Raw genomic sequence first — 11,903 nt, 5'->3', positions numbered from 1 at the left:
GTGTCCAGCACGTAGGTCACAGTTGCGGGGTGCGGGCGCTCAGGCCGAGACGTTCGGGCTCGAAGTCGATGTCATGGCCACTGTCGGCGGCCAGCAGTACCGACATGGGGACATCTTCACCCAACAATCCCGCGGTGAGGATCGCGCGGGCTTCCGCTTCGACGGAGTGATGATGACGTGCAGCACGGACCCGCAGCGCCGCCTTGGTCCCCTCGGGAAGATTGCGGATCACGATCTGCTCCATGCAGACAACGATATCGCTCAATTGATATCGGATTGAGGTTGTCGCGGCGGATGGGTCTCCTTGATAGACAAGCCGCGATCAGAGCCCGGTTAGGCGAATTGGGCGTGCCGGTCGAAGGTGAACCCCCTCCTGCTCCCGACCCCGCTGGACCACAACCCAACGAAGGCTTACCTCCGCCCGGCGTTAGCCTGCCCGCGGAAGGCAACCTAACGGTTGGACCGCCCAGTCGTCCTAGCCAACAGGCTCGCGGCGGCGAAAGTCTTTGGGACGAAAACGGCGGCTGGTGGCGATATTTTCCAGGAGACAACTACCGCTATCCGCATTGGGATTACAACCCCCACGATTCGCCGACCTCTAGGTGGCAGAATATTCCCATCGGGGACCTTCCGACTCACACGTGATTGGATCAGAATGACCGTTTTCCGTGTCAAGCCGGATAACTATTTCGGTGACGTAGTTCTGGTAGCTGCAGACCGGGATGGGCTCCGCATTTTCCAGTCCGCCGTGCGATCGGCCCATGAGAGTGGTCGGGCAACTTTCGACGTAGATGGTGTACAGCAACGGATAGTGCGAGAAAGCGGAACTGCGGATATGGAACTGGGATCGCAAACCGTAGTATGGTGCTTCGACGACACGAAGTTGGTGGAAATCCTCGATAAGCTATCGCCATTGATCGATGGCGAAGCACCGGGCCACCAGTACATCGATGATTTGAATAGTCCGGCGCCGACATTGATGATATCTGTTGACGAATATGCTTGATTTACGATGTTCGGCCGCGGGCGGCGCGCTCCACCAGACCGAGCACGGCGAGGACGCGACGGCCGTCGGCGGCGTGCTGTGTCTTCAACAGCGCCCGTTGCTCTTGTCATGGAAACAGTGTCGACTGCTTTCAGTTCATGAACCAGGTGATGCGCGACCAACGCAAAATATTGTCCTAAGTGAGCAGCGCAGCGTTTCCCCGTCGGCCGCAACATGATCCAGCCCCGCTTGTAATCGCTTGTGGGCCTGTCGCGCTTTGGATAACACCTCGTCGGCGGTCGGGCGCTAGTAGCACCGCGGCCGTCTGGAGACCAATAGCGAAGAAATTAGGTCCGTGCTCACCCGTGAGCGCGCGACGAAACTCCTAACATGCGCGCACGCGTATCAACGACTCGGTGGCGAGCCCAGAACGGCCGCCTCGGGCTCCAAGCATTACGGATTGCTCGACCTTATTCCTGTCGGTGAGCAGGGAGCCATGTTCGGCGACGGGTAGTAATGCCCCCTAGTGACATAGAAAGTCGCACAGGCCTCACCAAAGTTCGTCGCCGCGGCGATCGACTTCATCGAATACGTCTCTCGCACATGGCATCTCATGCGCTATGCTCCGTCACGGACCGGCCGGTCCGCGTCTGCTTCAGTAATTCAGCGACGCGACCGGCAATGCCTTTGTTGTTCGGTGTCAATGCGGTTCGTCGTCGTCCCGTTCGCACAGAATTTTCTCGGGGTGGTGGTATCGATTTATTCGCGGTTGACCGTGGTCTAGATGGGCGGGCGGTAGCCACTCGACCTCGCCGTGGCTGTTAGTGCGGGTTTTCCAACCGTTTTCGACAAGGCGATTGTCGGGGCCGCAGGCCAGCGTGAGGTCGTTGATGTCGGTACGGTGGGTGGTCGTCCACGGCGTTACATGGTGGACCTCACTGTGGTAGGCTGGGGCGTCGCAATCCGGCTTCGAGCAGCCACGGTCCTTCGCGTACAACATGATTCGCTGCGCAGGAGAAGCTAACCGCTTGTTGTGGTACAACGCCAACGGCTTGCCGCCGTCAAACAATGCGAGGTAGTGGTGCGCGTTGCTTGCCATCCGGATAAGGTCCGACATCGGAACCCGCGAACCACCCCCGGTCACCGCCGTGCCGGCGGCGGCTTCCAGCTCCTTAAGCGTGGTGGTCGCCACGATCGACACCGGCAACCCCTTGTGCTGCCCCAGCTCACCGGAGGCCAACAGCCCCCGCAGCCCGGCCAAGAAAGCATCATGATTTCGTTGCGCCTGGCTGCGGGTGTCGCGGCTGACCGCGTCCGCGTCCGGTGTGTCATCCACGACCGGGGTCTCGTCATCGGGGTTGCATGCCCCCGGCGCCGCCAGTTTGGCCAACACCGCCTCGATGGTGGCCCGCAACTCCGGGGTTACCAGACCGCTGATGCGCGACATCCCGTCAAATTCCTGCTTACCCACCGTGATGCCGCGCTTGCGGGCACGCTCCTCGTCGGAAAAGTTGCCGTCGGGGTTGAGCCAATCCATCAGCTGCGTGGCCAGTCCCCGCAGGTCATCGGGACGACGACTGGTGGCCAGCTTAGCCAGCTGGGCTTCGGCGGCCTCGCGGATACCCAGATCCACCGCGGCGGGCAACTCCTTGAAGAAGGCGCGGATCTCCCTGATGTGTTCTCTGCCGATCTTGCCCTCACGTTGAGCGGCCGCGGTCGCTGTCAACTGCGGTGGCAGCGGTTCACCGGTCAGGGCGCGGCGCTCACCGAGGTCTTCAGCTTCGGCGATGCGGCGGCTGGCCTCGGTGGGAGTGATGTGTAGCCGGTCGGCCAACGCCGTGCGCAGTGTCCCGCCGAGCTCTTCCGCGCAGGCTTGCGCACCGAGTTGATTGATCAAGGCGTGCTCGGCGGCGCACTGCCGGCGCCGCTCGACCTCGAGTCGCTCCAAACAGCCCAGCAATTCCGGGGTGGTTAACGCATCGCATTGCAGATCCAGCACCCTGGACAATGAGGCGTGGTAGGCATCAAACGCCGCGGAGATCTCCTCGCGCGTGTCCGAAGTCATGCCTCAAATTCTACGAAGCACCACTGACAAGGACGGGCCGTCATAGTCGCGGAATGATCAGTGATACAAAAGATTTCGCTCACAGAGAAAGTGACTGCGCCATCGCGACTCCGGGCACCATATGCTGTGTGCGGTGGCGATGCGGCAGGATGCTGGAACATGAGCAAGAACGGACCCAGCTGACATGACCCCCGCGGATGAGGAACCCGCGGCGGACTCCGCCGAACCGGTTACCGCGGTGTCGGTGGCGTGGTTGCCCGCCGGTGACTACGAGCGGGCACTCGAACTGTGGCCAGACTTCGCCGGAAGCGACCTGGTGACCGGCCCGGACGGGCCGGTGGCGCACCCGCTGTACTGCTGGAGGATGCAGCAAAAGCTGGTCGAATTGGCCGAGGCAGGCTTCCTAGGACTGGCGGTCGCAGCGATCCGCGTGGCACCCTTCACTGCCTGGTGCGCCGAACAGGGGCAAGAGCCCGATTCGTCAGACGCCCGTGCCGAGTATGCCGCGCACCTGACAGCGCGGGGCGACCACGATGTGATCGCCTGGCCGCCGGGCCGCAATCAGCAGTGCTGGTGTGATTCAGGGTGCAAGTGCAAGAAGTGTTGTGCCGCAGCGTCATTCATCGACACGGAACTTGCGTCGTGAAGACGACCCGGTTGCAGGTGACGTTGCGCTACGTCAAGCCCGCGCTTGCCCGGGTGATCGATGTGCCCGCGTCGGCAACGCTGCCCGAGCTGCACGATCTACTGCAGGCCGCGATCGGGTGGACCAACTCCCATCTGCACCAATTCGTCACGCCGGAAGCGACCTACGGCATCGAGCTCCCTGGGGAGGAGGTCTGGCCGCAAGACCAGCGCGATGAGACCGGTGCGCGGCTGGCCGACCTCGGCGCCAGGTTCGAGTATCTCTACGACTTCGGCGACGGCTGGACCCACGACGTCGAAGTGCTCGGGCCGGGCGTTTCGGTGCCGGGCTGCGTGGACGGCTACGGTGCTTGCCCACCCGAGGACTGCGGGGGGCCTGGCGGGTACGCCGAGCTGCTCGACACGCTCGCCGACCCAACTCACCCCGACCACGACCAGATGCGTGGCTGGACCGGCAACCGATTGCGGCCGTTTGACCGCGCCGCGACCGACCAACGTCTGCGTTGGGTAGTCGGTGAGGTGCCCGAGAGCGTGCGGTTGCTATTCGACCTCGTCGCCGACGGGATCAAACTCACTCCGGGCGGGCGGTTGCCACGGACGGCGGTGCGCAGCATGCAACAACACCGCCCACACTGGCATCCGCTCGGTCGTCCCGCCGCCACCGAAGATGACCTGTGGCCCCTGGTGATGCTGCACGACTTGCTGCGCCGCGTCGGGTTGTTGCGGCTGCGCCACGGCGTGCTCTCCCCTACCCGCGCCGCCAGCGATGACCTTGCGGTGGTGCGCCGGCTCCGTACGGCCTTCGAGCCCAACGCCTTTACCACCGAAATCACGGAACTGACAACCGCGGTGCTGGTCGCGTATGGTCCCCTTCCCCTTGCGCATCTCGCTACGCGAGTGCACCTGCTGCTGGGGCGCGGCTGGCAGCGTGACGGGCAGCCGGTAACCCAGGATGACGTGCGGACCGCGGCCGGCCAGTGCGCCGCGGTCATGAAGGGACTCGACCTGATCGACAACAGCGAGTGGCGCATGTGGTCCGCCGGCCCTTCGGCGCGGTCGCTGCTTCCCCGCGCCAGCGGGCTCGCCGATTACTTGGCCACCAACTAACGGATCACCACAGCGCGGCGATGGTTCCGCCGTCGGCAATCTGAGTGGTTCCGGTGATCATCGACGCGTCGTCAGACAGCAGGAATGCCACGATGCTGGCCATCTCCTCCGGTGTGGCCATGCGGCCCTGCAGGCGGTCGATCATCGCGTGCGCCCCGCCCTGGCCCGATGCCTCGTCGAACATCGCGATGGCGGTCTGTTGCATCGGGGTGTCGACGAACGCGGGCAGCAAAGCGTTGGCGCGAATATTGGAGGAGCGCAGCTCTGCTGCGGTGACGCGGCTGAGGTGACTGATCCCGGCCTTCGACATGCCGTATGCCGCAGTGCCGCCCACCCCGATATGGCCCGCCAGCGAAGACATGTTGACGATGGCTCCCCCGCCCCGCTCGATCATCCTCGGGGCCGCATGCTTGGTACACAGCCAGGCGCCGCGCAGGTTGACCGCGATGACCCGATCGAAGTCCTCGACAGTGGTCTCGAGGAGCGAAGCCATATGAACCACACCGGCATTGGCGACGAGCTTGTCCACCCCGCCGAATGCGCTGACGCAGGCCTCGACCATGCCGATGACCTGTTCCTCGTCGCTGACATCAACCCGATGACCGATTGCGCCGGAGCCGACTTTCAGTGCGGTGGCGTCCGCCGCGGCACCGTCGATGTCCGCACACAACACATTGCAGCCTTCGGCGCCGAGTCGCTCCGCGACCGCGAGCCCGATTCCGGCTCCGGCCCCGGTCACGATCGCGGCCTTACCGGCCAGGTCTGGATGGCTCAACCCGCAGCCGCCAACGCTTCAGCCCCTATCCCGTGCTCGCGGATGGTCCCGAACATAACTAGACCAAATCCTGGCATGTCGTCGGAAAGCTTGAGCGCAAACACCCCGAGATCGCGCAGGATCCAGGCCACGGTCTCCGGCATGGCATCTCCCCCGCCGTGGCCAAGGAGACCACACGCACGCGGCGATCCGGGCGGACGCAGGTACACGACAACCCCGCAGCCGTGCGCCGACATTCGGGCCAAGGCGCCGTTGAGTTCCCCGCCGCACCGGCACGCCGTGGAGCCGAACACGTCGCCGGTCAGGCATTCGACGTGGAGATGGAGCGGTACGGGTACGCCGGCGTCCGGGTTGCCCATGATGACGACCAAATGCTCGCCGCCGTCATGTGTGTCACGAAAGCCGATGACCCGGGACCTGCCGGCCCACGTCGGCACCAGCGTCTCCGCCAACCGGACCACTTGGGGCTCGGTGCGGCGCCGATAGGCCACGAGTTCGTTGATCGAGACCACGGCCAGTGCGTGTTCCACCGCGAATTCGAGCAACTCGGCGCCGCGGGCGATTAGCGCAGGATTGCGGCGCGACACGATTTCGCAGAGCGCCCCGGCGCGCCGACGCCCGGCGAGGCAGGCCAGGTCGACCGCTGCCTCGGCGGCTCCCGGCCGTACCAGCACGCCGGCCGCGTTCGCCTGCAGCGGGACCACGTGACCGGGGCGACGGAAATCAGACGGCTCAGATTCGGCCGACGCCAGGGCCGCAATGGTCCGGGCGCGATCGCTCGCCGAGATTCCGGTGCCCGTTCCGCGAACGTCGACCGACACCCGAGGGCCGGTGTCGCGGTGGCACATGGGCGGGAGGTTCAGCCGTTCGCACTCGGTGCCCGGCAACGCGATTCGGACGTAGCCCGCGGTATGGCGAATCGTAAACGCCAGCAGCCGTGGGGTCGCGGCATCGGCCGCGAAGACGAGGTGACCATCGCCGTCGGCGCCGTTGGTCAAGACGACCGGATGCCCCGCCGCAACCGCGGTGATCGCTCGGCACACCCGCACGTCGGTGGTTTTCATGCGATCATCTCCAGCCGGCGAAATCGACTCCCGTGGAGCACCAGCGGCGGGATGTCCGGATCGGCTTCCAGTCCACAGATCTCGAGCAGCGCGATGAGGTGATCGCCGGCCGGAATCTCGGCGTGCAGGCGGCAATCCAACCACGCGCTGGCTCCGTGAACCACCACGCCGCCGCCCGGCAGCGAGCGCCAAGCCACCCCGGCGAACCGGTCACCTACCTTGCGCGACAGGCTGATACAGGCGTCGTCATGTCCTTCGGCGAGCACACTCACGCCCAGGCGCGGACGATCGCGCAACCGCGGCCACGTCGTCGAGCAGTTCTGGACACAGATCGACACCAGCGGCGGCGCAACCGATACCGACGTGAACGAACTGGCCGCCATGCCCAGCGGCGCATCGTCAGCAATCGCGCAAACGGCAACCACGCCGGACGGGAAGCAACCAAAGGCCCGCCGCAAATCCACGACCATCAGTGCGGCCCGCCAAGGAAATCGAGCAACAGCCGGTTAGTCTCCTCGGGCGCTTCCTGCTGAATCCAGTGCCCGACGTCCGCGACCATGTGGGTGCCCCGGTAGTTCGACATCACCTCGGGTGCGCGGTCGAGTGCCTCGGCGCCCCAAGCCGTTCCGACGTCGTACTGGCCACCGATGAACATCGCGGGCGGCGTGAGCGGCCGGCCTTCCTGATCGGCCAGGTCGTGCCAGTCGTTGTCAATGTTGTGGTAGAAGCTGAGCGGTCCGCCAAAACCGGAACGTTCGAATTCGCCAGTGTAGAAATCCAAGTCGGCGTCGGTGAACCAAGCCGGCATCGTCCCGGGATAGCTGAACGCATCCTTGAGCCGTGCACCTTCGGCCATGCACAGCGGGCCGGCGCGGATCACGTCGATCGGGTCCATCGCTGCCAGGTCAACGCCCGCGTCGACGGCGGCTTTAGTGGCCGCGATCATCCCCTCACCGGAAACCGTGTACGTCAGCCCGAGCAGCCAGCCGCGCACGTCCTCTTCGATCTCGGCGATGATGCCGTCTTGCGCGGAGAAGTAGTCCTGGTACCAGACTCGGCCGTCGCCCGCGAGTACCACGTGATAGTCGTTGGGGCGATGTTCGCCAAACGGACTGCCCGGCAAGCCGATTACACCGCGACCGGCGAACGGAACGCTGATCCCGACCACCCCGGCGCACCGTTCCGGATGCAGCCAGGCAAAGGTCCAGGCGACCGGCGCCCCCCAGTCATGGCCGACCACGAACGCCCGTTCCGCACCGTAGGCGTCGAGAACGCCGACGACGTCGCCGACCAATTCCTTGATGCGGTATGCGGTTTGGACGCGGTACTTCGACGAGCGCCCGTAGCCGCGCTGATCGATAGCTACCACCCGGTAGCCGGCCGCGGCGAGCGCGGGAATCTGGTGACGCCACGAGTACCACGACTCCGGAAACCCGTGCAGCAGCACCACTAACGGGCCCGCGCCGTCCTCGACGGCATGGATGCGGGTACCCCGGCAGTTCAGGAACTTATGGACCTGCGACATCTTAGTCTCTCTCTCTTAAGCGCCTACGAGTTGATCCACGGGAGTGGCTGGTACCGCACGATTTTCGTAGTTACGCTCGATCAGCGTCTTCTCCCCCGACAACCTTGTCCGCGCCCACTTGCCGAGTACCCGGCTGGCGATGCCGGGCTTCATCAGCGCTAAGGGTGGCTTGACGAGATGGACGACGGCCAGGAACTCGCGGTAGGCGTCGAGATCGTCGTGGACCAATTCCACCAGGCGGTCCATGTACCAGGTGAGTACGCGGAAGTAGAACGGGCGCTTCTTGTCCACATCTTTCATCCAGTCGAAGCGCAGGTTCTGTTCGCGGATCACGAACCATGCGGTATCGGCCATCTTCGCTATGGAGCGATAGTATCGGCGCGGCAGATCCCGGTGTCCCGCACCGTATTTGGCCAGCAGCACCTGCATCTCGCGAACGTCCTTGAGCGCCAAGCTCATACCGAGACCGGATACCGGGTCGGCGCTGGTGTAGGCATCGCCAACGGCCAGCAGCCCGCGGGGTAGGTTGCGTTTCTTTTCGTAGTGCAGGCGCAGCATGTTCGGGTAGCGGAAGTTGTAGATCGGTGAGGCCGGTTCCAGCCCGTCGATGTTCTCTCCGATGACCGGGGACGGCATGAGATTGGCGAACTCGCGAAACTCCCTCGCGGTGCGTGGCGGTGAGTAGCAGTTGTACGCCACCAGCGAGGTGGACAGGAGGGTGCGTGAGCTGTCGGTGTAGTACTGCGCGGCGTAGGTGTCCTCGAAGGGACGGTACGCATAGCAGATCACCATCACCTTGTCCTGCCATTGGCGCTCCGGCGGAACTCGGTGCAGCATAGTCGAGTAGAAGCAGTTGATGATGTCCTGCTCGACCTCGGGAGCTCCAATGCCGATGCGCTCCAAGAATTCCGGCACTCGGGTGTTCTTGCCCGAGGCGTCCACCACGAACTCGGCGGGAATCACTTCTGGTTCAGCGCCATCGCCCTGCACGGCAACGCCGATGACGGCGTTGGCACTGCGATCGAGTACCAGGTCGGTGACCTCCGATTCGTAGCGGAAGTCGATCCGCGGTTCGTCGTCCAGCCGGCGCCGCACGCACCATTCCAACAGCGGACGCCCGGCGCAGACGATTTCGATGTCGCTTGTCCCGGGCTTCTTCCAGGTGCCGCCGAGCCGAATCCGGTACTGGGCGGCCATATCGACCTTGAACGCGCCCTCGCGCACCATGTCGTCGACGATGCCGGGGAAGAATCGCTCCAGTTCGATCTGTCCGGCGGTGAGCAGATGGTGCAGGTGCCAACCCTGCGCCGCGCCCGGCCTACCTTCGCGGCGCCGGTGCGGATCGTCCTTCTCGAGCACGATGACGCGTTCGAAGGTCTCGCTGCACACCTTGGCCGCGGCGATGCCCGCGATGCTGCCGCCGATGACCACCGCGGTGCCACGGCCGCGGCGGCATAGCTCGGCGATGTCCAGCGCTGAGTGGTCGAGGCGTGCCGGGTTACGGCGGCGCGTCGCCCCGGTGGGAACGAATTTCTCGAAATACAGTCCCACCCGATGGAAACCGTTGTTTTCCAGCCAGCTTCGGGTGGCCTCGACCATTGCCGCCGGGCCGCAGAGATAGACGTCGGCGTCGCCGCCGGCCAACATCCGCTCCTCCAGTAGATCGGTGACCAGCCCGGTCCGTCCGTCCCAGTCGGCGTCCGGACGCCCGACGATGACATGCAACTCCAAGCCGGGAATGCGGCGCCGCAGCGCTTGGAGAACGTCGAGTTTGCACAGGTCTTCGGCAGCGGTCACCCCGTAGAGCAGGTACACCGGTTGCGCGATGTCAGCGTGCAGACTCTGGGCCATCGCCAAGATTGCCGACAGACCGGTACCGCCTGCTATCAGGATCACCGGCCGCACGATGGGACGTAGGTAGAAGTTGCCTTTGCTGCAGCGCAAAGCAATACGGTCGCCTGGTCTGGCGCGGTCCCGAAGATAGTTCGACATCGCGCCGTCCGGCAGCAGCCGGATGATGAACTCCAGCTCACCGTGGTTGTCAGCCGGATGCGCATAGGAATAGTTACGCCACGCGGTGGTGCCGGGCACCTGCAACTGAGCGAACTGACCGGCCTGGTATTTCACGGCTTGCGCCATGGCTGAGACGTCGACACGCAGCACGGCGGTGCTGGGTGATACCAAGTCGACCCCGGTCACCACGCCGTCGCCGGCGATCAGCAGCGCCGCATTGTCGTCGGCGGGATACTGCAGTTCGATTTGACAATCAGATTCCGGGAATGTCTGGCAGGTGAGGATCTTTCGTGCGTCGCGCTCGACATCGGACAGCCCCTCGGTGCGTCCCATCTCATAGCGGCCGGCGGTGCAGGTGGCCACGCAGGTTCCACAGATTCCGCTCTGGCATTCATTGACGATGGCGACACCGTGTTCCTCGGCGGCATCGAGCAACGTCTGGTCCGGCCGCACCGGCATCGTCTTGTGCGTTCCGTCGGAATAGCCGACCGTGACCTGACGATTCGCCATAGCTAGACGACCAGGGGGACGGGCTTGTTTGCAATGCGGGCGTTGAGTCTGGGCATGACCTCGTCGGCGAGTAGCCGCAACGACTCCTTCCATGGCCCGGGGTTGTCGATGTAGTCGAATCCCAGAACCAGCAGATGGCCGAATCCGCCGACCTGGTCATAGGTCGCCTCGAGCTTTTCGACCACGGTCTCCACCGAGCCGACCACGAAGGTGTTCTCGGCGAGATATTCCGGAGTCACATCGTCGTCGGGCACCGAAGGGTTGTGCTTGTAGAACTTCGTCATGCCGAACATCCGGAACGTCGGCAACACATACTCACGCATGGCGCGCCCCATGGTGCCGTCGACGGCATACCGAAATGCCTGCTCGTCGGTCTCCGCCACCAAGACCTCACGCACCAGCCGCCAGTCGCGGCGGTCCGGAGTACGGCCGCTGCGCTCCGCGCCTTCCAGCACCGCATCCCAGTGCGTGGCCACGTATTCGGTGTTGAGGTCCAAACTCATTGGCAGATAACCGCGCTCGCCGGCCAGCTTCAGCGTTTCCGAGCCGGCGCTGAACCCGGTGACGCCGATCGGCGGGTGCGGCTTCTGGAACGGCTTGATGTGGCGCTTCATCAAGCCCTCGAACATCGGCGCTATTCCGTTGGCGTTCCAGTACTTTCCGCGATGTTCCCAGGGTTCGTCTTCGGTCCAGATGCGCAACATGATTTCGAGAGCTTCGCGGGTCATCTCGCGATGCTCGCCGTTCTTTCCGTCCACGTCGTAGAGCGCCCAGTCGCCCGGGATACCGCTAGCGCCGACGCCGAGCATGAATCGGCCCTGGGCGAGGTGATCGAAATAGGCAACCCGGTGAGCCAATTCGATCGGGTGGTGATACGGGAGCAGATGCGCGCCGGGTGCGAGCTTGATGCGGTTGGTACGCGTCAGCGCCTGCGCCAGCAGCAGATCCGGGGCACAGATGGGTTCCCACGGGACGGTGAAGTGTTCACCGACCCAGGCTTCGACATAGCCGAGTCGATCGGCGAGCTCGATGATGTCGAGGTCCCACTGGGTGGCGTCGTAGAGGGAGCGCTCCGGTGGGTGGGCCGGCATGAGGAATATTCCGATCTCCATGTTCAACCCTTCTCTTGGTCGACACGCGGCGAGCTTCTGTAGGATATACAACAGTACTATCAAGATACTTTACTCGGCACAAGAGCCAGTTTTTTAGGTATT

General features: G+C 64.2%; 10 protein-coding genes and 2 pseudogenes. 4 read left to right on the top strand and 8 right to left on the bottom strand.

The features are described 5' to 3' along the window. Window positions 1–16 precede the first annotated feature (16 nt). The gene (locus tag AADZ78_RS14435) at window positions 17–232 is read right to left on the bottom strand and encodes a FitA-like ribbon-helix-helix domain-containing protein (protein WP_139828665.1); all 216 of its coding nucleotides are present in this window, start codon (window positions 230–232) and stop codon (window positions 17–19) included. 68 nt (window positions 233–300) lie between these two features. Here AADZ78_RS14435 and AADZ78_RS14430 point away from each other — a divergent pair. Together AADZ78_RS14430 and AADZ78_RS14425 are read left to right on the top strand one after the other, a co-directional pair. Next, a pseudogene (locus AADZ78_RS14430) lies at window positions 301–645 on the top strand (hypothetical protein); the annotation flags it as partial. A 10-nt stretch (window positions 646–655) separates the two neighbouring features. Further along, entirely contained in the window at window positions 656–1,006 is a 351-nt protein-coding gene (locus AADZ78_RS14425; protein WP_085250243.1) for a hypothetical protein, read from the top strand. 679 nt (window positions 1,007–1,685) lie between these two features. Here the strand turns inward: AADZ78_RS14425 and AADZ78_RS14420 are convergent. Further along, complete coding sequence (locus AADZ78_RS14420; RefSeq protein ID WP_085250242.1) at window positions 1,686–3,050, bottom strand: HNH endonuclease signature motif containing protein; 1,365 nt, start codon at window positions 3,048–3,050, stop codon at window positions 1,686–1,688. A 53-nt stretch (window positions 3,051–3,103) separates the two neighbouring features. On the opposite strand from AADZ78_RS14420, the pseudogene AADZ78_RS14415 reads away from it, so the two are divergent. Beyond that, window positions 3,104–3,696: pseudogene (locus tag AADZ78_RS14415) on the top strand (hypothetical protein). Next, window positions 3,693–4,802, top strand: a complete 1,110-nt coding sequence (locus AADZ78_RS14410; RefSeq protein ID WP_085250241.1) for a plasmid pRiA4b ORF-3 family protein — start codon at window positions 3,693–3,695, stop codon at window positions 4,800–4,802. Before AADZ78_RS14415 ends, AADZ78_RS14410 begins: the two are co-directional and overlap by 4 nt. 4 nt (window positions 4,803–4,806) lie before the next feature. On the opposite strand, the gene AADZ78_RS14405 is transcribed toward AADZ78_RS14410, so the two are convergent. The 6 genes from AADZ78_RS14405 to AADZ78_RS14380 are packed head-to-tail and all read right to left on the bottom strand — an operon-like array spanning window position 4,807 to window position 11,801. Beyond that, a complete protein-coding gene (locus AADZ78_RS14405) occupies window positions 4,807–5,577 on the bottom strand; it encodes an SDR family oxidoreductase (RefSeq protein WP_085250240.1) in 771 nt (256 codons plus the stop codon). Further along, complete coding sequence (locus tag AADZ78_RS14400) at window positions 5,574–6,641, bottom strand: 3,4-dihydroxy-2-butanone-4-phosphate synthase (protein WP_085250239.1); 1,068 nt, start codon at window positions 6,639–6,641, stop codon at window positions 5,574–5,576. Before AADZ78_RS14400 ends, AADZ78_RS14405 begins: the two co-directional genes overlap by 4 nt. Further along, window positions 6,638–7,105 carry a flavin reductase family protein gene (locus AADZ78_RS14395; RefSeq protein ID WP_239656730.1) on the bottom strand — a complete coding sequence of 156 codons (468 nt, stop codon included), beginning with the start codon at window positions 7,103–7,105 and terminating at the stop codon, window positions 6,638–6,640. The genes AADZ78_RS14400 and AADZ78_RS14395 overlap by 4 nt, the downstream gene beginning before the upstream one ends. A 5-nt stretch (window positions 7,106–7,110) precedes the next feature. Continuing rightward, the gene (locus tag AADZ78_RS14390; RefSeq protein WP_085250237.1) at window positions 7,111–8,166 is read right to left on the bottom strand and encodes an alpha/beta fold hydrolase; all 1,056 of its coding nucleotides are present in this window, start codon (window positions 8,164–8,166) and stop codon (window positions 7,111–7,113) included. Window positions 8,167–8,181: 15 nt separating this feature from the next. After that, window positions 8,182–10,689: an FAD-binding oxidoreductase gene (locus AADZ78_RS14385; RefSeq protein WP_085250236.1), complete on the bottom strand. Its 2,508-nt coding sequence runs from the start codon at window positions 10,687–10,689 to the stop codon at window positions 8,182–8,184. A gap of 2 nt (window positions 10,690–10,691) precedes the next feature. Next, complete coding sequence (locus AADZ78_RS14380) at window positions 10,692–11,801, bottom strand: LLM class flavin-dependent oxidoreductase (protein WP_085250235.1); 1,110 nt, start codon at window positions 11,799–11,801, stop codon at window positions 10,692–10,694. Window positions 11,802–11,903: the final 102 nt, after the last annotated feature.

Origin of the sequence: Mycobacterium riyadhense (genome assembly GCF_963853645.1) — a bacterium.
Classification (GTDB): Bacteria; Actinomycetota; Actinomycetes; order Mycobacteriales; family Mycobacteriaceae; genus Mycobacterium; species Mycobacterium riyadhense.
The sequence above is the reverse complement of the archived record's forward strand: the minus strand, read 5'-3'. Positions and strand labels throughout refer to the sequence as shown.